20 protein-coding genes are annotated in these 22908 nt (G+C 63.7%); 12 read left to right on the plus strand and 8 right to left on the minus strand.

What is annotated here, in order from left to right:
• Position 1: 1 nt before the first annotated feature.
• Positions 2-1183, minus strand: a complete 1182-nt coding sequence (locus ACFPQ5_RS18255) for a lipid-transfer protein (RefSeq protein ID WP_379758935.1) — start codon at positions 1181-1183, stop codon at positions 2-4.
• A gap of 167 nt (positions 1184-1350) precedes the next feature.
• Here ACFPQ5_RS18255 and ACFPQ5_RS18260 point away from each other — a divergent pair, with 167 nt between their 5' ends.
• A complete protein-coding gene (locus tag ACFPQ5_RS18260) occupies positions 1351-3051 on the plus strand; it encodes a cation:proton antiporter domain-containing protein (protein WP_379758938.1) in 1701 nt (566 codons plus the stop codon).
• A 144-nt stretch (positions 3052-3195) separates the two neighbouring features.
• Here ACFPQ5_RS18260 and ACFPQ5_RS18265 read toward each other — a convergent pair whose 3' ends face one another.
• The gene (locus ACFPQ5_RS18265; RefSeq protein ID WP_379758941.1) at positions 3196-5154 is read right to left on the minus strand and encodes an AAA family ATPase; all 1959 of its coding nucleotides are present in this window, start codon (positions 5152-5154) and stop codon (positions 3196-3198) included.
• Between the two features lie 541 nt (positions 5155-5695).
• Between ACFPQ5_RS18265 and ACFPQ5_RS18270 the strand changes: the two genes are divergently transcribed.
• Positions 5696-5953: a hypothetical protein gene (locus ACFPQ5_RS18270; protein ID WP_379758944.1), complete on the plus strand. Its 258-nt coding sequence runs from the start codon at positions 5696-5698 to the stop codon at positions 5951-5953.
• An 18-nt stretch (positions 5954-5971) separates the two neighbouring features.
• Here the strand turns inward: ACFPQ5_RS18270 and ACFPQ5_RS18275 are convergent, their stop codons facing one another.
• The 3 genes from ACFPQ5_RS18275 to ACFPQ5_RS18285 form a co-directional block, all read right to left on the minus strand.
• The gene (locus ACFPQ5_RS18275) at positions 5972-6538 is read right to left on the minus strand and encodes a DUF1697 domain-containing protein (RefSeq protein ID WP_379758947.1); all 567 of its coding nucleotides are present in this window, start codon (positions 6536-6538) and stop codon (positions 5972-5974) included.
• Positions 6539-6589: 51 nt separating this feature from the next.
• Positions 6590-7195 carry a glutathione transferase GstA gene (gene gstA, locus ACFPQ5_RS18280; protein WP_379758950.1) on the minus strand — a complete coding sequence of 202 codons (606 nt, stop codon included), beginning with the start codon at positions 7193-7195 and terminating at the stop codon, positions 6590-6592.
• Positions 7196-7504: 309 nt separating this feature from the next.
• Positions 7505-7894, minus strand: coding sequence for a hypothetical protein (locus tag ACFPQ5_RS18285; protein ID WP_379758953.1), 390 nt, complete (start codon positions 7892-7894; stop codon positions 7505-7507).
• A gap of 610 nt (positions 7895-8504) precedes the next feature.
• Here ACFPQ5_RS18285 and miaB point away from each other — a divergent pair.
• The 3 genes from miaB to ybeY are packed head-to-tail and all read left to right on the plus strand — an operon-like array spanning position 8505 to position 11390.
• Positions 8505-9866 carry a tRNA (N6-isopentenyl adenosine(37)-C2)-methylthiotransferase MiaB gene (miaB, locus tag ACFPQ5_RS18290; RefSeq protein ID WP_136221267.1) on the plus strand — a complete coding sequence of 454 codons (1362 nt, stop codon included), beginning with the start codon at positions 8505-8507 and terminating at the stop codon, positions 9864-9866.
• Positions 9863-10945 (plus strand): PhoH family protein, encoded by a 1083-nt coding sequence (locus tag ACFPQ5_RS18295; RefSeq protein ID WP_379758957.1) that lies wholly within the window; start codon positions 9863-9865, stop codon positions 10943-10945. Before miaB ends, ACFPQ5_RS18295 begins: the two co-directional genes overlap by 4 nt.
• Positions 10920-11390 carry an rRNA maturation RNase YbeY gene (gene ybeY / locus ACFPQ5_RS18300; RefSeq protein WP_379758960.1) on the plus strand — a complete coding sequence of 157 codons (471 nt, stop codon included), beginning with the start codon at positions 10920-10922 and terminating at the stop codon, positions 11388-11390. The genes ACFPQ5_RS18295 and ybeY overlap by 26 nt, the downstream gene beginning before the upstream one ends.
• A gap of 54 nt (positions 11391-11444) precedes the next feature.
• Here the strand turns inward: ybeY and ACFPQ5_RS18305 are convergent, their stop codons facing one another.
• Both ACFPQ5_RS18305 and ACFPQ5_RS18310 read right to left on the minus strand, forming a co-directional pair.
• Complete coding sequence (locus ACFPQ5_RS18305) at positions 11445-13673, minus strand: xanthine dehydrogenase family protein molybdopterin-binding subunit (protein WP_379758963.1); 2229 nt, start codon at positions 13671-13673, stop codon at positions 11445-11447.
• An 11-nt stretch (positions 13674-13684) separates the two neighbouring features.
• The gene (locus tag ACFPQ5_RS18310) at positions 13685-14137 is read right to left on the minus strand and encodes a (2Fe-2S)-binding protein (RefSeq protein WP_379758966.1); all 453 of its coding nucleotides are present in this window, start codon (positions 14135-14137) and stop codon (positions 13685-13687) included.
• A gap of 149 nt (positions 14138-14286) precedes the next feature.
• Here ACFPQ5_RS18310 and ACFPQ5_RS18315 point away from each other — a divergent pair, with 149 nt between their 5' ends.
• The 7 genes from ACFPQ5_RS18315 (at position 14287) to ACFPQ5_RS18345 (ending at position 22173) form a co-directional block, all read left to right on the plus strand.
• The gene (locus tag ACFPQ5_RS18315; RefSeq protein ID WP_379758969.1) at positions 14287-15174 is read left to right on the plus strand and encodes an HlyC/CorC family transporter; all 888 of its coding nucleotides are present in this window, start codon (positions 14287-14289) and stop codon (positions 15172-15174) included.
• Positions 15174-16739 carry an apolipoprotein N-acyltransferase gene (gene lnt, locus ACFPQ5_RS18320; protein WP_379758972.1) on the plus strand — a complete coding sequence of 522 codons (1566 nt, stop codon included), beginning with the start codon at positions 15174-15176 and terminating at the stop codon, positions 16737-16739. The genes ACFPQ5_RS18315 and lnt overlap by 1 nt, the downstream gene beginning before the upstream one ends.
• Before the next feature lie 95 nt (positions 16740-16834).
• Positions 16835-17749 carry a glycine--tRNA ligase subunit alpha gene (gene glyQ, locus ACFPQ5_RS18325; RefSeq protein ID WP_379758976.1) on the plus strand — a complete coding sequence of 305 codons (915 nt, stop codon included), beginning with the start codon at positions 16835-16837 and terminating at the stop codon, positions 17747-17749.
• 29 nt (positions 17750-17778) lie between these two features.
• Complete coding sequence (gene glyS / locus ACFPQ5_RS18330; protein WP_379758978.1) at positions 17779-19866, plus strand: glycine--tRNA ligase subunit beta; 2088 nt, start codon at positions 17779-17781, stop codon at positions 19864-19866.
• A gap of 10 nt (positions 19867-19876) precedes the next feature.
• Positions 19877-20431 (plus strand): D-glycero-beta-D-manno-heptose 1,7-bisphosphate 7-phosphatase, encoded by a 555-nt coding sequence (gene gmhB / locus ACFPQ5_RS18335; RefSeq protein WP_379758981.1) that lies wholly within the window; start codon positions 19877-19879, stop codon positions 20429-20431.
• A gap of 69 nt (positions 20432-20500) precedes the next feature.
• Positions 20501-21193, plus strand: a complete 693-nt coding sequence (locus ACFPQ5_RS18340) for a lysophospholipid acyltransferase family protein (RefSeq protein ID WP_379760157.1) — start codon at positions 20501-20503, stop codon at positions 21191-21193.
• Between the two features lie 44 nt (positions 21194-21237).
• Complete coding sequence (locus ACFPQ5_RS18345; protein ID WP_379758984.1) at positions 21238-22173, plus strand: M48 family metallopeptidase; 936 nt, start codon at positions 21238-21240, stop codon at positions 22171-22173.
• A gap of 159 nt (positions 22174-22332) precedes the next feature.
• Here the strand turns inward: ACFPQ5_RS18345 and ACFPQ5_RS18350 are convergent, their stop codons facing one another.
• Positions 22333-22869 (minus strand): YcxB family protein, encoded by a 537-nt coding sequence (locus tag ACFPQ5_RS18350; protein WP_379758987.1) that lies wholly within the window; start codon positions 22867-22869, stop codon positions 22333-22335.
• Positions 22870-22908: the final 39 nt, after the last annotated feature.

A 22908-nucleotide genomic window follows, 5' to 3' on the forward strand; every position in this document is an offset into this window, starting at 1 on the left:
CTTATGCTGCCTGGTACATGGTGACGACGCAGGCGCCGCCCAGGCCCAGGTTGTGCTGCAGGGCGGTGCGCGCATTCTCTACCTGGCGCGCGCCGGCGCTGCCGCGCAGCTGGTGGGTCAGCTCGAAGCACTGGGCCAGGCCCGTGGCGCCGAGCGGGTGTCCTTTCGACAGCAGGCCGCCCGACGGATTGGTGACGACCTTGCCGCCATAGGTGTTGTCGCCGTCGCGGATGAATTTGTCCGCGCCGCCTTCCGGGCACAGGCCGAGCGCCTCATAGGTAATCAGTTCGTTGTGGGCGAAGCAGTCGTGCAGTTCGACGACGTCGAGGTCCGCGGGGCCGATGCCAGCCTGCTCGTAGACTTTATGCGCGGCTTCGCGGCTCATCTCGTAGCCGACCAGGCGCATCATGTCGTTCCCCTCGAAGGTGCTGGCGCGGTCGGTCGTCATGGCCTGGGCAGCGATGAAGACGTCGCTGCGCAGGCCGCGCTTGCGTGCAAACTCTTCCGACACCAGCACCGCGGCGGCGGCGCCGCAGGTCGGCGGGCAGGCCATCAGGCGCGTCATCACGCCTGGCCAGATCATCGGCGCATCCAGCACGTCCTGCGCCGTGACTTCCTTTTTAAATAGCGCCAGCGGATTGTTGACGGCGTGGCGGCTGGCCTTGGCGCGGATCTGCGCAAAGGCTTCCAGCGGCGTGCCGTATTTTTCCATGTGGGCCAGGCCCGCGCCGCCGAAGTAGCGCAGCGCCAGCGGAATCTCGGGTTTGCCGACCAAGCGGTCGGTGACGGCGTCGAAGTCGTCGAAGGGCGTCGGACGGTCGGTGAAGACGGAGCCAAGGGCGCCGGGACTCATCTGCTCGAAGCCGAGCACCAGCACGCAGTCGGCCGCGCCGCTGGCGATTGCCTGGCGCGCCAGGAACAGGGCCGTCGAGCCGGTCGAGCAGTTGTTGTTGACGTTGACGATGGGGATGCCGCTCATGCCGACGCCATACAAGGCCTTCTGGCCGCAGGTCGAGTCGCCGTAGACATAGCCGACGTAGGCCTGTTCGATGTCGGCGTAGTCGACGCCGGCATCCTGCAGCGCGGCGCGCGCAGCCTCGGCGGCCATCAGGTGGTAGGGGGCGCTCGCGCCCGGCTTGGCGAAGGGGATCATGCCCACGCCCGTGACGTATGCCTTGTTCATGCTGTCTCCTGTTTGTGTTCGTAGCCTGTGGCTTTTATTGAATCGATTATAGCCAGCCAAAACGGCGCCGGACCGGCGCCGCCGTCGAGGCCCTCCTCTATTTTTCGATCATGTTGCCTACGTCGCTTATACTCATATGATTCCACCTTGATAAGGAGCTGTACTGCATGCATCATGAACTCAGTCTGATCACCACCATCGCCGCCGCCCTGGGCTTCGGCCTCCTGTTCGGCATGATCGCCGTGCGCCTGAAACTGCCGGCCCTGGTCGGCTATCTGGCGGCCGGCATCGTCATCGGTCCCGCCACGCCGGGTTTCGTTGCCGACGTGTCGCTGGCTTCCCAATTGGCTGAAATCGGTGTGATGCTGCTGATGTTCGGAGTCGGCCTGCATTTCTCCTTGCGCGACCTGCTCGACGTGCGGAGAATCGCCCTGCCCGGCGCCATCCTGCAGATCGCGGTGGCGACCCTCATGGGCATCGGCATGGCATACCTGTGGGGTTGGAGCCTGGGTGCAGGCCTGGTGTTCGGCCTGGCGCTGTCGGTGGCCAGCACCGTGGTGCTGCTGCGCGCACTGGAGGCGCGCGGCGTGCTCGATTCGATGAACGGCCGCATCGCGGTCGGCTGGCTGGTGGTCGAAGACCTGGTCACCGTGCTGGTGCTGGTGCTGCTGCCGGCCCTCGCCGGCCCGCTCGGCGGCAAGGGCGGCGACGGCGATACGTCCCTGCTCTACGCCCTCGGCAAGACGCTGCTGCAGGTCGGCGCCTTTGTCGCCTTCATGCTGATCGTCGGACGCAAGCTCTTCCCCTGGTTCCTGTGGCGCGTCGCCAAGACCGCGTCGCGCGAATTGTTTACGCTGTCCGTCATCGCGGCGGCGGTCGGCATCGCATACGGCTCGTCGGAACTGTTCGGCGTCTCGTTCGCACTGGGTGCCTTCTTCGCCGGCATGGTGCTGCGCGAGTCGGACCTGAGCCACCGCGCGGCCGAAGAGTCGCTGCCGCTGCGCGACGCGTTCTCGGTACTGTTCTTCGTCTCGGTGGGCATGCTGTTCGATCCGATGGTGCTGGTCGAAAGCCCGCTGAAGGTGCTGGCGGTGGTCCTCGTGATCATCTTCGGCAAGTCGATCGCGGCCATGCTGCTGGTGCTGGCCCTGCGCTATCCGTTGAATACCGCGATCACGGTCTCGGCCAGTCTGGCCCAGATCGGCGAGTTCTCCTTCATCCTGGCGGCGCTCGGCATTTCGCTGGGCCTGATGCCGCAGGAGGGCCAAAGCCTGATCCTGGCCGGCGCCATCATCTCGATCGCGGTCAACCCGCTGCTGTTCACGGCGATCGAGCCGCTGCAGCGCTGGCTGCGCGCCAATTCGCAGGCCGTGCGCAACATGGAGGCCTCGCCCGATCCGCTGGCCGAACTGCCGATGTCGGTGCCGCACGAGCGCCTGACGGGCCAGGTGGTGCTGGTCGGCTTCGGCCGCGTAGGGCGGCGCATCGCCGACGAGCTGACGGCGCAGGGCGTGCATTTCGTCGTCGCCGAGCAGAACCGCGAACTGGTCGAAGCGCTGCGCCGGCGCGACCAGCCCGCGGTGGTCGGCAACGCGGCCGAACCGGCGGTGCTGATCCAGGCCCACATCGCGCGCGCGTCGGTGCTGGTGATCGCCACGCCCGACACCTTCCACGTGCGCACGATGGTCGAGACGGCGAAGATGCTCAATCCGACGATCCGCTGCGTGGTGCGCACGCATAACGAGGAAGAGGCGGAGCTGCTGCGCAAGGAGACCGGCGGCAAGGTCTTCCTCGGCGAGCACGAGCTGGCGGGAAGCATGTCGCGTTATGTGATGGAGACGCTGGAGAAGAAGGAGCACGCGCACTGAGGGAGCGCGTGTTTTGGTGGGCACGGGGCGCCCACCCTACCGTAGGGTGGGCGCTCCGTGCCCACCATGTCGTACGTATCGGTCGACGAAAAAAAGCCCGCTGGCGTGTAACGCACAGCGGGCTTTTTATTCAGCGATGCCGGATCAGGCGGCGACCATCTCGCCGGTCTCCGAGCACAGCTTCAGGTTCGCATGTTTCGGTGCGAAGTGCAGCAGCTCCTTGCGCTCTTCCAGCAGCGCGAACACGGCATCCTTCGACAGCACGTACTGGTCGAGCAGCGTGTCCTTCAGCGACTCGATCATCGCGCGGTAGTCGCGCATCGCGCCCAGCGTGTAGCTGTAGAGTTCATCGGCCTTCTCTTCCATCTGGCGCAGCGTGTGCTCGCCGCTAGCGTCGTTCTGCAGCTGGCTGTAGTCGATCTTCGAACGCGAGTACATCGACAGGCGGTTCACCATCAGGTTGAGCATCTTGGTGACCTTCTCGATGTCGTTCTGGGCGCCGACCGAGATGCCGCGGGCGCCGTAGAACAGCTCTTCGGCCGCCATGCCGCCGTACAGGCCGACCACGTCGCGCTCAAGTTCTTCCAGCGTGCGCAGCGACATGTCGTCGCCCGACTGCAGCACATAACCGAGGGCGCCGATCTTCGACACGGCTTCGGTCGAGATCTTCAGCAGGTGCGACTTTTCCTTCACTTCGGCCAAAGACAGGCCGGCGCGCAGGTGCGGATCGATCTGCATGAAGAAGTGGCCCAGTTCGTGCAGGGCGATGCGTTCGCGCTGCTTGTGCTTCTCGGCGGTGGTGGCGCGGTCGGTCAGGCCGATCGTGGCACGCTCGTAGGCACGGAACAGCAGGTCGGTATTGATGATCGTCTTTTCCTGGATCGACAGCATCGAGGCGCGTTCGACCACGGTTTCCAGCAGCGCCGGGCTCAGGTTCTGGGTGATCTCGGCCACCTGGTCCAGGTCGAGGTCGTCGTAGTCGACCAGGCCTTCCTTCTTACGTGCCAGGAAGCTGCGCAGCAGTTCGCGGCGCTCGGTCTTGTTCGGCAGGCGGAAGTTGATCTTGACCGAGAAGCGGCGCAGCATCGCTTCGTCCATCTCGGTCGAGGCATCGTCGAAGTTCGAGGCGACGACCCAGATCACGCCCTGGCCCTTGTCGCTTTTCACGCCGTCCAGCAGGCCCAGCAGGGTGTTGGCGGTATCGTCTTCCCATTTCTTTTCGCTGCGGCCGCGCGGCATGAACAGGCTCTGCGCCTCATCCAGGAAGATGATGCATTTACCTTTGGCGCAAGCCTTGCGGTACAGGGCGTTCAAGGCCTTCGAGCCGCCGCCGACGTAACCCGATTCCAGGGCCGAGCCCGAAGCCGAGATCAGCGGCATGTTCAGGCGCTTGGCCAGGTAGCCGACCAGCTTGGTTTTACCGGTACCGGCAGGACCGGTCAGCATCACGTTGAAGGGCTTGTCGATGTTGTGCGAGGCGTATTCGTCGCGGTTGCGGATCATGTCTTCCAGGTGCAGCACTTCCTGCTTGATGTCTTCCATGCCGATCAGGTCGTCCATGCTGCCCTTGAGCTTGTCCGGGGTGATCATGGTCGCGCTGGCACCCATGCCCGGGATGCCGAACTTCAGGCAGTACACGATCAACAGCAGCAGCACGATCTCGAATGCGTGACGCTTGAGGAAGTCGCCGGCAGCGGCGCCCATCGAACCGCCCTCGTCGAGCACGGCCTTGTGCGAAGCCAGGTACTCGTCCTTGGCGATCGAATATGGAATCGCGTTCTTGAGCAGCACTTCGCGCTCCAGGCTCAGGTGCGAGGTGCTCGGCACCTTGACAACGTGCAGTTCCGGCGCGTTCTTGAACTTGAAGACGTAGCGCGGCGATTCCGACAGCGGCTTGGCCACCATCAGGTAATCGAGCTTGTCTTTCTGCCCGGCCAGGCGGGTGATTTCAGAGATGTCTTGCGAATGCACGACCGGGCTCGGATCCTGCGGCGCGTCGGCCGTATAGATCGCGATACCAGTCACCGCGCCGAGCAGGACAGCGGCGGCGATGCGTACATAAACGTTCTTGAAGGCAATCTGAAGTCGGGCAAAGTTGGGCATTATCGGTACTCTACAAATGTATGGGTGCGCGTATGCGACAGTGCAAACAGCGGTTGCGTTTCCGAGAAGCTCGATCGGAGCGGCGGCGGCTCTTGAAGGCCGGTGGCGTGTCGAACATATGGGTTCGACATCAATTTGATGCTCTGGGGCAATGGGATAAAGAGACTATACCCGTAAAAAAATCGCAGATGTATACGCCAGGCTTAAAATTTCTTGATCGATGTCATAGCTGGAAATCCTGATAACGCTATTCGTTGCAGGGTTGGCAAAAAACACGTAGACAGGTGCACAACAATGAGCAAGGCGGCAACAAACCGGGATGAAAAACGTGACGGTTTGTCATTGCTGGTTTGCCCGGGTGTCGCATTTCTTTCACATGCCGCTTTGGCATCGCGCCCCCGCAGCGCTTACTTGCCGCAGAGCTGTTTTCAACCCGTATCGAACGTCAGCTGGCGACAGCGTTTTGCTATTCTGGGTCGCACCGGTGTCGCCTGCGATGCCCTCTGCTTTCCTGGATCCGCTCGGCAAGGAAGGAATCATCGTGAACAGAATCGCACTCGCAGCAGCGCTCGCCTTCGGGTTGAGCGGGATTGCACACGCCAAGGTCATCGACCTGGTACCGGTACCGGCGGGCACCGTCCAGTCCGGCGCGACGGTACAGAGCGGTCCCTGGTCGGCGTTTTCCCTGCCTTCGGGGATCTCCGAATTGCCGGAACCCGAGGTCTTCGCCATGATGCTGGTCGGCCTGATCCTGCTCGGTTACCGGGCGCGGCGGGACAGCAGCGAAAAGTTCAAGTAATGGCAGGGCCTTGCGTTCTCAGGTGCCTGGTGGTGCGACTGCGGGCTCGTTGCACAGCGCGTACAGTTTGCACAAGGTATTCCAGTTGCGCGAAGTCGTGGTGTCGCCCAGCTGCTTGCCAAGCGCGGTCGCCGCCGCGCTGCTGAGTACGCCGTCCGGACACCAGACATAGGCCGCGCGCTGGCCAAGCGCCAGCGCTTCCTCGCCCCATGCCTGCTCGCACAGCGGCGCGAGCGCGTCGCGCAGGGCGGCGTCCCCCAGGATGAAGACCAGCAGGCGCGCGTGGTCGCTCGACTGTTCCACCAGGGTATTCTCGGCCAGCACGGTGGCCAGCTCTTCGCGGCTGAGCACGAGGACGCGGGCCGCCACGCCCAGTTTCAGTACCAGCTGTTCTTCGATCGCGGCGGCAGCCGTGCCTGGCGCCACCCCGTCGGCGGCGAACACGAGGTTCCCGCTATTGAGAAGGCTGCGCACGTCGCGGTAGCCTAGATCGGCGATCAGCTTGCGCAGGTCGGCCATGGCCACGCGCTTGGCGCGGCCGACGTTGATCCCGCGGATCAGGGCGATGTAGCGTTGACTCGTCATGGGGCCATGGTAGCGCCCACCGGACGGTGGGCGGCTTATGCTTACTTTCTGTTACTTGATCAGGCCTTCCGCGCGCAGCGCCTGCTGCACGGCAGGACGGGCGGCGACGCGGGCACGGTAATCGGCCAGCTGCGGCCAGTTGGCCAGGCTCACGCCCACGCGGTCGGCCCAGCCGAGCACCGTGAACAGGTAGGCGTCGGCCACGCTGAAGCGCGCTTCCAGGAATTCCTGCTTGCCCAGTTGCGCCGCGACGGCTTCCAGGCGCAGCGCCAGCATCTTGCGCGCATGGGCTTTCATGTCCTCGCTGGCAGCCGGATTGAACAGGGGGCTGAAGTTCTTGTGGATTTCCGTCGAAATATAGTTGAGCCAGGAAATGACGCGATAGCGTGCGGCGTCGCCCACGGGCGGCAGCAGGTTCGCGCCTGGAACGCGGTCGGCTAGGTACTGGACGATGGCCGGGCCTTCGGTCAGCAGGCTGCCGTCGTCCAGCGCCAGCGCCGGCACGTAGCCTTTCGGATTGATGGCGCGGTAGTCGTCACCGCTGGCCGTCTTCTTTTCGCGCAGGTCGACGCGCTCGGACGTGAAATCGAGGCCGGTCTCGAGCAGGACGATGTGGGGAGACAGCGAGCAGGCGCCAGGGCTGAAGTACAGTTTCATGAAAGTCCTTGATCTGATGAGGATAGACACCGGCATGCACGGGCAGGTCCGGCGGAGCATGGCGAGAATACAATAATCGGCGTGCCGATGCTTGGGACGGCGCAGAAAAGGGATGCGGTACGGGCGGTGCCGGCGGCGCGGACCAGGTCCGGGGCGTCAGGAAGGGAAGAGAATGAAACGGCAACGCATCCGGCAGGCAGGCGCCGGCAGGACGCGAAAAAAGAAAAGGCAGCGGGCAGCGTCGCTCAGGACGCCGGGCCGCTGCCTGGCTTTACCGAGGGCATGGCAACAACTGCCATGCCGCCGGCATTAGTGCGCATAGTTACCAGTGGTCGAGGGCGTTGCCTCGTTGGTCTGCGCTTGCTGCTGTTGCTGCTGCTGTTGCGCGGCGGCGGCTTGCGCTGCCTTCTCTTCTGGCTTTGGACGGCCTTGCGCGTCGGACAGACGATATTTGGTGCGGCGATCGCCCATCAAATCGCGCAGGTCGCGAATGCTCATGCCGGTTACTTCGTGCATGCGGATCAGCAACGAAGCGCCGACCGGCAGGCGGTGGTGGCGGATCTTGCTGATGACCGGTGGGGCCACCTCGAGCATGCGCGACAGGGCCGCGTCATTCTTCAGCTGCATCTTGCCCAGCAAGATGTCCAGCAGGTGGTTCGGGTTATAGCTTTCCTGCGATGACAAAGCATGGTGTGCCATGATGTTTACCTCGTAAAGTGAATGAAATAGTTCCGTTACGAACTTTGAATGACTACCTTTCGTCAACCTAAGTTCCCGGACACGCTCCTGGGCCATTAAACAGAACGAGTCTGAGTCCTAGCTTAAAAACAATGCGGACGTACATCCGTCCTGCTTAACACTCCCCGAACGCACTTGTCTTTCAAACAAATTATCAGACCCTTACGAACCCTTCGTGTCCGTCCTGAGCACATGAGTCATTGTTGGAAATCAAGCTATCGTGTGGAAAGCTTGTCACATAAGCATTTCAACACATGGGGATAATTTGTGGCGCACGCAAGAGATTTTTTTTAGTAATTTATGTAAAAGAATTCATAGGGAAGCCTTTGATTTACAACAGGAAACATATTGAGCAAACGCTGACTCTACCTTAGTTCCAGCGATTTAATTCCTGAGTGCAATTTAACAATCTGAATAGATTGGCAATCGTTTCGAGGGATGCAACAATCGATTCCCAGGCGCATTGAATCTCGCCCGTTTGCATGTCCTTTTTTGGTCAGCAAGAGCGAATTACGGTAAACTCCCTTGTCGCCTTGTCACAGCCCCGCCCTTCTTTTCCCACCAAGCATTTATGCAGAAAAAAGTATTTATCAAGACCTTTGGTTGCCAGATGAACGAGTACGACTCGGACAAAATGGCAGACGTCCTCGGCGCGTCCGACGGGCTCGTACGCACCGACACGCCCGACGATGCCGACGTCATCCTCTTTAATACTTGTTCTGTACGAGAAAAGGCTCAGGAAAAAGTATTTTCCGACCTGGGCCGCCTGCGCGCCTTGAAACGCGAGCGTCCCGACCTCATCATCGGTGTAGGCGGATGCGTGGCCTCGCAGGAAGGCGAAGCGATCGTCAAGCGCGCACCGCATGTGGATATGGTGTTCGGGCCGCAAACCCTGCACCGCCTGCCGCAGATGATCCGCGAACGGCGCAGCACGGGATCGGCCCAGGTCGACATCAGCTTCCCGGAAATCGAGAAGTTCGATCACCTGCCTCCGGCCAAGATCGAAGGCCCGGTGGCCTATGTGTCGATCATGGAAGGCTGCAGCAAGTATTGCAGCTACTGCGTCGTGCCCTATACCCGTGGCGAAGAAGTCTCGCGCCGCTTCGAGGACGTGCTGACGGAAGTGGCTGGACTGGCCGCCCAGGGCGTGAAGGAAATCATGCTGCTGGGCCAGAACGTGAATGCCTTCCGCGGCACGATGGAAAATGGTGACGTGGCCGACTTTGCCTTGCTGCTCGAATACATTGCCGCGATTCCCGGCATCGAGCGCCTGCGCTTCGTCACCAGCCACCCGAAAGAGTTTACCCAGCGCCTGATCGATGCCTACGCGAAGATCCCGCAGCTGGTGAATCACCTGTACCTGCCGGTGCAGCACGGCTCCGACAAGATCCTCGGCGCCATGAAGCGCGGCTATACGGGCCTGGAGTACAAATCGATCATTCGCCGTATCCGCGCCGTGCGTCCGGACATCGCGATCTCCTCGGATTTCATCGTCGGCTTCCCCGGCGAGAGCGACGCCGATTTCGAGGCCATGATGAAGCTGGTGGAAGATGTCGGCTTCGATAACAGTTTTAGCTTTATTTTCAGCAAGCGCCCCGGTACGCCGGCCGCGAACCTGGAAGACGATACCCCGCACGAGGTCAAGCTGGCGCGCCTGCAGCGCCTGCAAGCCCTGATCGATGCCAACACGCGCAAGTACAGCGCGGCCATGGTCGGCACGGTCCAGCGTGTGCTCGTCGAGGGACCGTCGAAGAAAGATCCGTCGGAACTGCAAGGCCGCACCGAGAGCAACCGTGTGGTCATTTTCGCGCCGGGCGCCCTGGGCGCCGCGCTGATCGGCCAGCTGGTCGATGTGCGCGTCACCGAGAGCCTGGATTACTCATTGCGCGGCGAGCTCGTCGCCAATCTCGATACGATTGCCAAAGCCAGTTGAAAACACAAGCAACCCAGCCGTCCTACTTCATCCCCGAGCCGCTCGATAACACGCGGCTCGCCCACCTGTGCGGTCCGCTCGACGAGAACCTGCGCCAGATCGGCGCGGCGCTCGACGTGACCATCTTCCGCCGCGGCGAGAAATTCATCGTCAGCGGCGCCAATGCCGAGCGCGCCGTCGAGCTGCTCGAGCGTTTCTATGCCGTCGCCAACAAGGTCGTCCCGATCGAGGAAGTGCAGCTGGCCCTGGTCGAGCAACGCGCCGGCCTGAAGCCGAAAATCGAGGGCGCCGACGAGCCGGCACAGGACAAGGAGGCCGGCGAGGCCGCGGCAGGCGTCGACGAGTCCGAACTCGTCAGCCCGACGCTGAAAACGCGCCGCAGCGACCTGCGCGGCCGTACCCCGCACCAGATCCAGTATCTGAAGGCCGTGCTCGAGCACGACATCAGCTTCGGCATCGGCCCGGCCGGTACCGGTAAAACCTACCTGGCGGTGGCTTGCGCGGTCGATGCGCTCGAACGCGACGCCGTAAAACGCATCATCCTGACCCGTCCGGCCGTCGAGGCGGGCGAACGCCTGGGTTTCCTGCCGGGCGACATGAGCCAGAAGGTCGATCCTTACCTGCGTCCGCTGTACGACGCGCTGTACGACCTGCTCGGCTTTGACCGCACGCAAAAGCTGTTCGAGAAGCAGGTGATCGAGATCGCCCCGCTTGCCTACATGCGCGGCCGCACGCTGAACCACGCCTTCGTCATCCTCGACGAGGCGCAGAACACGACGGTTGAGCAGATGAAGATGTTCCTGACGCGTATCGGTTTCGGCAGCAAGGCCGTGGTGACGGGCGACGTCACCCAGGTTGATCTGCATAAAACCCAGCGCAGCGGCCTGGTCGACGCCATGCATGTGCTGAAGGACGTGCGCGGGATCGCCTTCTCGCAATTCTCGAGTGCCGACGTGGTGCGCCATCCGCTGGTGGGCCGTATCGTCGATGCTTATGAAAAGGCCACAGCCGTCCAGGAAATGGGCGCTTTACCAAAACCAACCACTGTTCGCAATGCAAGAAAAAAATCATCCGCTTGACCTCGACGTCCAATACCCGGACGCCCGCCTCGAAGCCACCATCACGCCCGAACTGGTGGAGCGCTGGGTGCGCGCCACCCTGCTGGGCCCGGCCGAACTGACGATCCGTTTCGTCGACAGCGCCGAGGGGCAGACGCTGAACCGCGATTACCGCGGCAAGGATTACGCCACTAACGTTCTTACGTTTGCCTACAACGAAGGCGAGGAACTGGCGGACGACGAGCCGACCCAGGCCGACATCATCCTGTGCACGGACGTGCTGCAGCGCGAGGCGGACGAACAGAAGAAGACGGTCGAGGAGCACGCGGCGCACCTGATCGTGCACGGCGTGCTGCATGCCCAGGGTTACGACCACGAGCACGACGAGGAAGCGGAAGAGATGGAACAGTTCGAGCGCGACATCATGGAAGTGCTCGGATATCCGGATCCGTACGCGGGCGAATAAAATCCGCCACAAATAATAAACGCCGGCGCGGACCACATCCGCGCCGGCGTTTTTTTATGCCTTCAATTGATCCCCGATCGGCAGCTTGCGAATCCGCTTGCCGGTCGCCGCGAACACGGCATTCGCCAGCGCCGGCGCAATCCCCGCCGTGCCCGGCTCGCCGATGCCGCCCGGCTCGTCGTGGCTGCTCACGATGTGCACTTCGACTTTCGGCGCCTCGTTGATGCGCATCATGCGGTAGTCGCCGAAATTGGTTTGCTGCACGCGGCCCTTGTCGAGCGTGATCTCGTTCCACAGCGCCGCCGTGGCGCCGAAGACAATCCCGCCCTCCATCTGGGCAATGATCGTATCGGGATTCACCGCCTGGCCGCAGTCGACCGCGCACACGACGCGGTGCACGCGCACGTCGCCGTCCGGGCCGACCGAGACTTCCGCCACCTGCGCCATGTAGCTGCCGAAGGCAAACTGGGTCGAGATGCCGCGCCCGACCTTGCGCCCGGCGATCGGCGCCAGCGGTTTGCCCCAGCCGGCCTTCTGCGCCGCCAGGTTCAGCACGCCCAGGGTGCGCGGCGATTTGTCGAGCATGGCGCGGCGAAAGGCCACCGGGTCCTGCTTCGCCGCCTGCGCCAGCTCGTCGATGAAACTTTCCACCACGAAGACATTGTGGGTCGGACCGACGCCGCGCCAGAATGCGGTCGGCACGCCCGGCGGTTCGTGGCGCACGTATTCCACGCGCATGTCGGGGATCGTGTACTGCAAGTCGGCCGCGCCTTCGACCGCGTCCGGATCGACCCCGTTTTTCACGGCCGGCGGCGCGAAGCGCGCCATGATGGACGAGCCCGTCACCCGGTGGAACCAGGCGGCGATGCGGCCCTTGTCGTCCAGGCGCGCGGCCAGGCGGTCCACGTAATACGGACGGAACATGTCGTGCTGAATATCTTCTTCGCGGGTCCAAATGAATTTCACGGGACCCTTGGTCAGCTTTGCGAACGCCACCGCCTGGATCACATAATCGACTTCCAGGCGCCGGCCGAAGCCGCCGCCCAGATAATAGTTGTGGACCCTGACCTTCTCGACCGGTATGCCGGCCACCTTGGCCGCCGCGCCCTGCGCCAGCGCCGGCACCTGCGTGCCGACCCAGAGGTCGCAACCGTCGGCGCGTAAATCCACCGTGCAATTCATCGGTTCCATGGTCGCGTGGGCCAGGAAAGGCATTTCATAGACGGCCTCGAGCTTGCGGCCGCCCTCCTGGCCGAGCGCCTTGATGGCGTCGCCGGCGTTCTTGGCGACCGCGCCGCCGCCTTCCGACACTTTCATCATGTCGCCGACGATACCGCTAAGGGACACCTTGCCGTTGGCGCCATCGTCCCAGCGCGGGCTTGCGGCCGCCAGGCCCTGCTTCGCCGCCCAGAAGTGGTCGGCCACCACGGCCACGGCGCCTTCCAGGCGCAGCACCTGGCGCACGCCCTTGACCGCCATCGCCTTGGCTTCGTCCACGCCGGCGAGCTTGCCGCCCGTCACCGGCGACGCGGCCACGGCCGCGATGCCCATGTTGGGCAGGCGCGCATCGATGCCGAACAGGGCTTCGCCATTGGTCTTGGCGGCCGAATCGAGGCGCTTCATCGATTTGCCGATCAGCACAAAATCTTCCGGCGCCTTCAGCTTGACGTTCTTCGGCAGCTCCATTTTAGAAGCCGCATCGACCAGCTCGCCGAAGTGGGCCGAACGGTTGGAGGCCTGGTGGCGCACGCTGCCGGCTACGACCTGCAGCTCGCTCGTGTCGACGTTCCAGTTCTTGGCCGCAGCGGAAACCAGCACGCTGCGCACCATGGCCCCTGCTTCGCGCAGCGGCTTCCAGGCGCCGCGCACCGAGGTCGAGCCGCCCGTCACCTGGCCGCCCAGCAGCGGATCGGCATACAGTTCGTTGTTCGCCGGTGCCTGCTCCAGCTTGACTTTCGACAGGTCGGCGCCAAGCTCCTCGGCCAGCAGCATCGGCATCGAGGTGAAGGTGCCCTGTCCCATTTCGACCTTGTGGATGATCAGGGTGACGATGCCGGCGCGGTCGATGCGGATGAAGGCGTCGCGCGCGAGGCCGGGCGGGGTGTCGGAATGCTCGGTCGAGGCCTGGCCGACCGCCTTTTCCGAAGGCGGCTCCTTGCGGCTGTCGTCCTTCTGGCAACCGAACAGCGAGAAACCGAACAGCAGGCCGCCGCCGGCGGTCGCCCCGAGTTGCATGAAACGGCGGCGCGAGTTCGGGACGCGGGTTTCCTTGATTTGGCTCATGCACGCGCTCCTTATTTGGCCGCGGCGATCTTGATCGCCTGGCGAATACGTCCATAGGTGCCGCAGCGGCAGATGTTGCCGGACATGGCGTTGTCGATGTCGGCGTCGCTTGGTTTCGGCGTTGCCTGCAGCAGGGCCGTGGCCGACATGATCTGGCCCGACTGGCAATAGCCGCACTGCACCACGTCGATCTGGCGCCAGGCTTCCTGCACCTTGGCGCCGACCGGGTCCTGGCCGATGGCCTCGATGGTGACGATCTTCTTGCCCGCGGCGGCCGAGACAGGGGTCACGCAGGAGCGGATCGGCTGGCCGTCGAGGTGGACGGTGCAGGCGCCGCACAGGGCCTGGCCGCAGCCGAACTTGGTGCCGGTCAGGCCGGCCACGTCGCGCAGCACCCACAGCAGGGGCATGTCGTCGGGAACGTCGAGGGTGGTAGCGGTGCCGTTGATGGTGAGGGCAGGCATGGTCGATTCCTTTGCTTTTTGGCCAATTAATCAATCATAAAGCAAGCGTGGCCGACGCGCTGAGCTCCCTGCCGAAAGGGCTACCGCGCTCTGGCGGGTCCGCTTTTGGTGTATGCTACGTCCATCGCAACAACGGCTTCACGCCAACTATGCCCGAGTATCCCAGTGACGTCCGATCGGACGCCAAACCCCACCGGTCGCTCTTCGAACGACTGACCGCACTCATCTCCCCTGAGCCAGAAAACCGCACCGAGCTGCTCGAAGTGCTGCACGAAGCACACGAGCGCAACCTGATCGACGCCGACGCCCTGTCGATGATCGAGGGTGTGTTCCAGGTCTCCGACCTCTCCGCGCGCGACATCATGGTGCCCCGTTCCCAGATGGACGTGATCGACATCACCGATCCGATCGAGGAATGGCTGCCGATCGTGCTGGAAACCCAGCACTCGCGCTTCCCCGCCATCGAAGGCGAGCGCGACAAGGTGGTCGGCATTCTGCTGGCCAAGGATTTATTGCGGTATTACGCTGAAGAATCGTTCGACGTGCGCGCCATGCTGCGTCCGGCGATTTTCATTCCTGAATCGAAACGCCTGAACGTGCTGCTGCGCGATTTCCGCGCCAACCACAACCACATGGCCATCGTCGTCGACGAGTACAGCGGCGTGGCCGGCCTGATCACGATCGAAGACGTGCTGGAACAGATCGTCGGCGACATTGAGGACGAATACGACTTCGACGAGGAAGAAGACAACGTGTTGTCGGTCAAGGAAGGCCAGCTCGGCCCGCGCTGGCGCGTGAAAGCCCTGACCGAGATCGACCAGTTCAACGAAGAAATCGGCGTCGACCTGCCGGAAGACGAAGCCGACACCATCGGCGGCTTTGTTGCCGGCCACCTGGGCCGCATGCCGCACAAGGGCGAGGAATTCACCTTGCGTAACCTGCGTTTCGAGGTGCTGCGCGCCGATGCGCGCCAGATCCACGTCCTGCTGGTCGAAAAGCTGCCGTCCTCGCAGCACGCCCGCGACGACGACGATTGATGCTGCGCCGCCGTCCCGCCAGCGCGCCCGTGGCCACCGTGCGGGGCGCGCGTCCTTCCCTGCGTGAACTGGTGCTGGCGGCCCTGGCCGGCGGCGCCTCCCTCTTTTCCTTTGCCCCATTCGGCTGGTGGCCGCTGCAGTTCCTGCTGCTGGCGTATTTCTTCTACCGGGTCGGGCTCGGCCAGTCGGTGAAACGCGCCACCCTGCTCGGCTGGGCCTTCGGCTTCGGCTGGTCGGTCGGCGCCATGCACTGGCTGTACATCCTGATGACCCGCTTCGCCCACTTGCCGGCGATACTCGGCGCCATCGGCATCGTCCTGCTCGGCCTTTACATGGGCCTGTTCGGCGCCCTGGCCGCGGGCGTCGCCACCTGGCTGCGCCGGCGCTGGTCGCTGCCGCTGATTACGTTCGTCCTGCTGGTATTGCCGGTGACCTGGGGCGTGTCCGAATGGATGCGCGGCTGGGTGTTCACGGGCTTCCCCTGGTCGGTCTCGGGTTATGCCCACGTCGATGCGCCGCTGGCGGGCTATGCTCCGCTGATCGGCGTGTACGGCATCGGCGTGCTGGTCGCGCTATGCGCCGGCTGCCTCGTGATGCTGACCCAGCGTAGGCGGCCATGGGCGATCGGCCTGTTGGGCGCCGTGCTGATGGCCGGCTTCACGCTGCGCTACGTCGAGTGGACTGAGGAAACCGGTTCGCCGATTACCGTACGCCTGTTGCAAGGGAATGTTCCGCAGGACCACAAGTTCGACTATGCCTTCCTGTCGAGCATCCTCGACAAGTACCGCGCGATGATCGCGGCCGCGCCTGCCGACCTGATCGCCACGCCGGAAACGGCGATCCCGAGCTTCCCGCAGCAATTGCCGCCGGATTACCTGGCGAGCCTGCAGCGCTTCGCCACCAGCAGCGGCAGCACACTTGCCGTCGGCATTCCCCTGCTCGACGGTCCGCGCCAATATGCCAACAGCGTGATCGCGCTGATGCCGCAACCGGCATCCTACCGCTACGACAAGGCGCACCTGGTGCCCTTCGGCGAATTCATTCCGCCGGGCTTCCGCTGGTTCACCGACATGCTGAACATTCCACTGAACGACGCCACGCGCGGCAAGGTCATGCAGGCGCCCTTCCCCGTCAAGGACCAGATGATCCTGCCGAACATCTGTTATGAGGACGTGTTCGGCGAAGAGATCGCCTATCAGCTTCGGAATGCGCCGCGCCCGGCGACGCTGCTGCTGAACATGTCGAACCTGTCCTGGTACGGCCAGTCCTATGCGATTCCGCAGCATCTGCAGATTTCGCGCATGCGTACCCTGGAAACCGGCCGCCCGATGCTGCGCTCGACCAACGATGGCGCCACCGCCGTCATCGACGGGCGCGGCCAGGTGAAGCACGTGCTGCCCTTCTACACCGAAGGGACCTTGAGCGCGACCGTGCGAGGCACGACCGGCATGACGCCCTTTATCCGCTTCGGCAACTACGCCTTCCTGCTGCTGGGCGCCCTCGCCTTGCTGGGCGCATGGTTTTCCGGGCGCAATTACCGTAAGAAAAAGACCAATGCTGAATAGTTGAGGTGAATCCGGTCCCCAGAGGCCGGTCAAAACCCGCTAGAATTGGTCATTTAGCAAACTATCCGCGTTCGCGCCTGGCGCGCCACTCCAAGATGCTCACATTCCAACAAATTATTCTGACCTTGCAAACCTACTGGGACAAGCAAGGTTGCGCCCTGCTCCAGCCTTACGACATGGAAGTGGGCGCCGGCACCTTCCACACTGGCACCTTCTTGCGCGCGATTGGACCTGAGCCATGGCGCGCCGCCTATGTGCAGCCTTCGCGCCGTCCGAAAGATGGCCGCTACGGCGAGAACCCGAACCGTCTGCAGCACTATTACCAGTACCAGGTGGTCCTGAAGCCGGCCCCGGAAAACATCCTGGATCTGTATCTCGGCTCGCTCGAGGCGCTGGGCCTGGACCTCAAAAAGAACGACGTCCGCTTCGTCGAGGACGACTGGGAAAGCCCGACCCTGGGCGCCTGGGGCCTGGGCTGGGAAGTCTGGCTGAACGGCATGGAAGTGACCCAGTTCACCTATTTCCAGCAAGTCGGCGGCCTCGATTGCAAGCCGGTGCTGGGCGAGATCACCTACGGCATCGAACGCCTCGCGATGTATCTGCAGGGCGTGGAAAACGTCTACGACCTGGTCTGGACCGAGTGGGAAGAGAATGGTGTGAAGAAGAGCCTGTCCTACGGCGACGTCTTCCACCAGAACGAAGTCGAGCAGTCGACCTATAACTTCGAACACGCGAACACCGATTTGCTGTTCCAGGCTTTCGCGAATCACGAATCGGAAGCCAAGCGCCTGATCGAACTCGAGCTGACCCTGCCGGCCTACGAGCAGATCATGAAGGCTTCGCACAGCTTCAACATGCTCGATGCGCGCGGCGCCATCTCGGTGACCGAACGCGCCGCCTACATCGGCCGCGTGCGCACGCTCTCGCGCCTGGTGGCCCAGGCCTATTACGACTCGCGCGAGAAGCTCGGCTTCCCAATGGCGCCAGGCGCCGCCCAACAAGCCGCATAAGCGCTTAGGAACAGACAAGAACAGAACCCATGAATCAAACACTCCTCGTCGAACTGCAGACCGAAGAACTGCCACCGAAAGCGCTCGTCAAACTGGGCGCCGCCTTTGCCGCCGGCATCGCCAACGGCCTGAAGGCGCGCGACTTCCTGGAAGCCGACAGCGTCGTCACCCCTTACGCCACGCCGCGCCGCCTGGCCGTCTCGATTACCAAGGTGCGCGCGACTTCGCCGGATAAATCGATCCGCGAAAAAGTGCTGCCGGTCTCGGTGGCGCTGGACAAGGACGGCAACCCGAGCGCGCCGCTTAGCAAAAAGCTGGCCGCGCTCGGCTTCCCGGAACTGCGCATCGCCGACCTCGAACGCGCCCAGGACGGCAAAGCGGAAAGCTTCTTCTACACCTATACCGCACCGGGCAGCGCCCTGGCCGGCGGCCTGCAGGACGTGCTGGCCGATACGGTGGCCAAGCTGCCGATCCCGAAAGTCATGAGCTACCAGCGTCCCGACGGCGCCACCGTGCAGTTCGTGCGTCCGGTGCACCTGCTGCTGGCCCTGTTCGGCGAACAGGTGCTGCCATTGACCCTGCTCGGCCTCGATGCCGGCCGCCAGACCATGGGCCACCGCTTCCTGTCGCACGGCCAGGCGATCGCGATCACCCACGCCGACCAGTACGCCGCCATCCTCGAGAACGAAGGCAAGGTGCTGGCGGGCGCCGAGGCGCGCAAGGAAAGCATCCGCAAGCAGCTGCTGGAAAAAGCGGGCAGCGACCAGGTCTTGATGCCGGAGTCCCTGCTGGACGAAGTCGCGGCCCTGGTCGAATGGCCGGTCGTGTACGAATGCCGGTTCGAGGAAACCTTCCTCTCCGTGCCGCAGGAATGCCTGATCCTGACGATGCAGACGAACCAGAAATACTTCGCGCTGACGGACGCCGAAGGCAAGCTGCGTTCGCGCTTCCTGATCGTCTCGAACATCGCCACCGACGACCCGCAGCACATCGTCGGCGGCAACGAGCGCGTCGTGCGCCCGCGCCTGTCGGACGCCAAGTTCTTCTTCGAGCAGGACAAGAAGAAGACCCTGGAATCGCGCCTGCCGCAGCTGGCCAACGTCGTCTATCACAACAAACTGGGCACCCAGGCCGAGCGTACCGAGCGCGTGACGAAACTTGCGAGCGCGATCGCCAAGCGCCTCGGCTACGACGTGGCGCTGGCCGAACGCGGCGCGCGCCTGGCCAAGGCCGACCTGCTGACCGACATGGTCGGCGAGTTCCCCGAGCTGCAAGGCATCATGGGCACCTATTACGCGCGCCACGACGGCGAGGCGGATGAAGTCGCGCTGGCGGCCTCGGAGCATTATCAACCGCGCTTCGCCGGCGACAAGCTGCCGTCGACGAACACGGGCGTCGTGGTTGCGCTGGCCGACAAGCTGGAAACCCTGGTCGGCATCTGGGCCATCGGCCTGCAGCCTACCGGAGAGAAAGATCCGTTCGCGCTGCGCCGCCACGCGCTGGGCGTGATGCGCATGCTGGTCGAGAAGCGCCTGCCGCTGGCGATTTCCGAGCTGCTGGCCGACGCGACAAACGTCTTCGCAGGCCAGGCCGCGTTCAAGGACCCGCGCGAGGAAGTCGGCGCCTTCATGCTGGACCGTCTGCGCGGCATGCTGCGCGAGCGCGGCTTCACCCCGAACGAAGTGGAAGCCGTGCTGGCCCAGAACCCGGACCGCGTCGACGACGTGGTGGGGCGCCTGGAAGCGGTGCAGGCCTTTGCCGCCCTGCCGGAATCCGCCTCGCTGGCCGCCGCCAACAAGCGCATCACCAACATCCTGAAAAAGACCGACGCCGCCATCGGCAGCGTCTCGCAAGACCTGCTGCAGGAAGAGGCCGAGCGCAAGCTGGCCGCTGCAATCGAACGCGTGCGTCCGCAGGTGGATGCCGCTTTTGCGGGCGGCGACTTCGCCGGCACCCTCAAGACGCTGGCCCAGTTGCGCGACGACGTCGACGCCTTCTTCAACGACGTGATGGTGATGGCCGAAGACCAGCTGCTCCGCAACAACCGCCTGGCCTTGCTGTCGTCCCTGCACGGCATGATGAACCGCGTGGCCGACATCTCGAAGCTGGCCGCGTAAGGGTGTTGTCATGAAGCTGATCATTCTCGACCGCGATGGCGTCATCAACCACGACTCGCCGGATTTCATCAAAAGCCCGGCCGAGTGGATTCCGATCCCCGGCTCGCTCGAGGCGATCGCGCGCCTGAACCAGGCCGGCTACCGCGTCATCATCGCCTCGAACCAGTCCGGCATCGCGCGCGAACTGTTCGACATGCCGACCCTGAACGCGATCCACCAGAAGATGCACAACCTCGCCCAGCAGGTCGGCGCCGACATCGACGCCGTGTTCTTCTGCCCGCACGCGGCGATCGACAACTGCGACTGCAGGAAGCCGAAGGCCGGCATGTTCGAGGAGATCAGCAAGCGCTTCAAGGTCAGCCTGAAGGGCGTGCCGACGGTAGGCGACTCGCTGCGCGACCTGCAGGCCGGCTACGTCAAAGGCTGCCTGCCCAACCTGGTCCTGACCGGCAAGGGCGAGAAGACCCACCAGACCGGCGGCCTGCCGCCCGGCACCCAGGTCTACCCCGACCTGGCCGCGATGGTCACGGCGCTGCTCAAGACGCCGCGCGTGCAGCCCAACTAAAACCAAAAAAGAGAGACCTTCTTGCGTACCGTCGTCCCGTTCCTGCGTTCCCTGCTGTTTGCCGTCGTGATGGTGGTCGCCACCGTGATCTGGGCCTGCGTCTGCTTCCTCGTCGCGCCGCTCCCCTACAACAAGCGCTTCTGGGTGACCTCGCGCTGGAACGTCTTCATCATCTGGTGCGCGAAGGTCATTTGCGGCATTCGCTACCAGTTCAAGGGCTACGAGAACCTGCCGGACGCGCCGGCGATCGTGCTCTCGAAGCACCAGTCGGCCTGGGAGACCATCTTCCTGCTGCCGAACCTGACGCGCCCGCTGGTTTTCGTCTTCAAGAAGGAGATCCTCTACATTCCCTTCTTCGGCTGGGCGATGGCCTTGCTGCGCATGATCCCGATCGACCGCAGCGAGGGCAAGAACGCCTTCGCCCACGTGGTCCGCCACGGCAAGCGGCGCCTCAATGACGGCCAGTGGATCATCATGTTCCCGGAAGGGACCCGCATCCCTGTTGGAAAAAAGGGAAAGTACAAGAGCGGCGGTGCACGTCTTGCGGTAGAAACCCAAGCCGTCGTCGTGCCGATCGCGCATAATTCAGGTGAGTGCTGGCCGAAGAATTCCTTCATCAAGCGGCCAGGGCTCGTGACGGTCTCGATCGGCAAACCGATCTCGCCGCAACACCATACTCCCGACAGTCTGATGCAAGAGGTCGAAAATTGGATAGAATCAGAAATGCGCGTCATTTCGCCCCACGTCTACACCGATGGCTGAACGAAGTCGGCGCGCAGATCAAAGCACCTCCACCTCTGCACGCCATGACTTCCCCCAAGATTGCCGGGTCCCAGCTGGACCTGTTTAGCCAGGGCCCTGCCACGCAGGACCCGTTCGCGGTACTGGCGCCGGCCGCAAGGCCGGTCGCCTTGCCGCCGGCTCCGCCGCCTCCGCAGCCGCTGTTCAAGGCGCCGCCCGCGCCGCCGCGCATCACGCTGCCCTCGCCTCCCCGCAGCCCCGACGATCCGCCCCTGCGCCGCATCGTGCTGGGCCACTACGCGGTCGACTACGAACTGAAACGCTCCTCGCGCCGTTCGATCGGCTTCATGATCGACGACGACGGCCTGCACGTGACGGCGCCGCGGCGCGCCATCCTGACCGACATCGACAACGCGATCCGCGCCAAGCAGCGCTGGATCCTCACCAAGCTGCATGAACGCGGCGAACGCCGCGCCAAGCGCGCCGAGCGGCCCCCGGTCAAATGGGAAGACGGCGCGCGCCTGCCCTACCTTGGTGGAGACATCACGCTGCGCCTGCAGCCGGCCGCACGCAGCCACTGCGTGTTCGATGGCGAGACGCGCGAGCTGAATGTCGGCGTCACGCCCGGCCTGTCGGAGTGGCAGCTGAAGGAGCGCGTCAAGTTGTGGTTCCAGGCCGAGGCCAAGCGCCTGTTCGTCGAACGCCTGGACTTCTATGCGCCGCAGCTGGACGTGCGCTACAGCTCCCTGACCCTGTCCTCGGCCGGCACGCGCTGGGGTTCGTGCACGATCGGCGGCAGCATCCGCCTGAACTGGCGCCTGGTGCACTACGCGCTGCCGCTGCTCGATTATGTGGTGGTGCACGAACTGGCGCACCTGAAGGAGATGAACCACAGCCCGCGCTTCTGGGCGGTGGTGGGGTCGGTGTATGCGGATTACGATGGGGCGCGGCTGGAGTTGCGGCGGCGCTCGCATGAGATGCCGGTGTTGTTTACCGACTGATTGGGTAGTGTGCGGCAGTCACAGCGCCCACTGAACGCGTGGGCGGAAGACCCGCCCACCTTACGTCCCTTCGTTCACGTGTGGCTATGACCTGTAGGGTGGGCGGGGGATTTAGTCCGGGGGACTAAATCCCGCCCACGCGTTCAGCGCACGTCAGCCCTACCTCAGCACGTGATCCCGCCGCGCCTCCGCCAGCCCGCGCATCGCGCCGCGCTGCGCCTCGTCCAGGCAGCGAAACGGAATCGGAAGCGTGCCGCGTTTCAGCACCATCATGAAGCCGCGCGAATAGGTGCGCACGGCCGTCACGTCGGACCACCCGATCAGGGTCACGCCGCCGCTGGTGCGCACGATGCCGTGTTCGTCGATGGTGAATTCGTAGGTGCGGCGCCCGCGTCCGAGCAGGACGAAGTTCAGGGCCGCGCTGGCAGTGCTCTTGATGCGCAGGTAGAGGCTGGCCGGCCAGCGGATGCGGCGGCGGCGGATCAGGAAGCCGCCGTGCTGCCACATGAAGCCGATGTACTCGCGCAGTGAGTAGCGTACGAAGAAATGAAGGTCGCCCAGCTTGGTGCCGACCGTCGGCAAGGAGGACGTGTTGGCGGAACCATAGAAGCCCTCGCCGCCATCGGTCGCACCGTGCGCCACCATGGTCATCGGCTTGTTGCTACCGGCCGGTCCCGGGTGATTTAACGACGACATGCGCATCCCCTTTTTCTGCCGAACTCAAAAAGCAATGGT

This window comes from Massilia suwonensis (genome assembly GCF_042655665.1).
In the GTDB taxonomy this organism is placed as follows: Bacteria; Pseudomonadota; Gammaproteobacteria; order Burkholderiales; family Burkholderiaceae_D; genus Telluria; species Telluria suwonensis.

Excerpts from the sequence above, each read along its gene's own strand:
- ACFPQ5_RS18265 (WP_379758941.1), bottom strand. The coding sequence starts at position 5,154 with ATGCCCAACTTTGCCCGACTTCAGATTGCCTTCAAGAACGTTTATGTA.
- ACFPQ5_RS18275 (WP_379758947.1), bottom strand. The coding sequence starts at position 6,538 with ATGACGAGTCAACGCTACATCGCCCTGATCCGCGGGATCAACGTCGGC.
- ybeY (WP_379758960.1), top strand. The coding sequence starts at position 10,920 with ATGCAAGAAAAAAATCATCCGCTTGACCTCGACGTCCAATACCCGGAC.
- ACFPQ5_RS18340 (WP_379760157.1), top strand. The coding sequence starts at position 20,501 with ATGGTGGTCGCCACCGTGATCTGGGCCTGCGTCTGCTTCCTCGTCGCG.
- ACFPQ5_RS18260 (WP_379758938.1), top strand. The coding sequence starts at position 1,351 with ATGCATCATGAACTCAGTCTGATCACCACCATCGCCGCCGCCCTGGGC.
- ACFPQ5_RS18315 (WP_379758969.1), top strand. The coding sequence starts at position 14,287 with ATGCCCGAGTATCCCAGTGACGTCCGATCGGACGCCAAACCCCACCGG.
- ACFPQ5_RS18350 (WP_379758987.1), bottom strand. The coding sequence starts at position 22,869 with ATGTCGTCGTTAAATCACCCGGGACCGGCCGGTAGCAACAAGCCGATG.
- miaB (WP_136221267.1), top strand. The coding sequence starts at position 8,505 with ATGCAGAAAAAAGTATTTATCAAGACCTTTGGTTGCCAGATGAACGAG.
- glyS (WP_379758978.1), top strand. The coding sequence starts at position 17,779 with ATGAATCAAACACTCCTCGTCGAACTGCAGACCGAAGAACTGCCACCG.
- ACFPQ5_RS18310 (WP_379758966.1), bottom strand. The coding sequence starts at position 14,137 with ATGCCTGCCCTCACCATCAACGGCACCGCTACCACCCTCGACGTTCCC.
- gmhB (WP_379758981.1), top strand. The coding sequence starts at position 19,877 with ATGAAGCTGATCATTCTCGACCGCGATGGCGTCATCAACCACGACTCG.
- ACFPQ5_RS18285 (WP_379758953.1), bottom strand. The coding sequence starts at position 7,894 with ATGGCACACCATGCTTTGTCATCGCAGGAAAGCTATAACCCGAACCAC.
- ACFPQ5_RS18345 (WP_379758984.1), top strand. The coding sequence starts at position 21,238 with ATGACTTCCCCCAAGATTGCCGGGTCCCAGCTGGACCTGTTTAGCCAG.
- ACFPQ5_RS18255 (WP_379758935.1), bottom strand. The coding sequence starts at position 1,183 with ATGAACAAGGCATACGTCACGGGCGTGGGCATGATCCCCTTCGCCAAG.
- gstA (WP_379758950.1), bottom strand. The coding sequence starts at position 7,195 with ATGAAACTGTACTTCAGCCCTGGCGCCTGCTCGCTGTCTCCCCACATC.
- ACFPQ5_RS18305 (WP_379758963.1), bottom strand. The coding sequence starts at position 13,673 with ATGAGCCAAATCAAGGAAACCCGCGTCCCGAACTCGCGCCGCCGTTTC.
- lnt (WP_379758972.1), top strand. The coding sequence starts at position 15,174 with ATGCTGCGCCGCCGTCCCGCCAGCGCGCCCGTGGCCACCGTGCGGGGC.
- glyQ (WP_379758976.1), top strand. The coding sequence starts at position 16,835 with ATGCTCACATTCCAACAAATTATTCTGACCTTGCAAACCTACTGGGAC.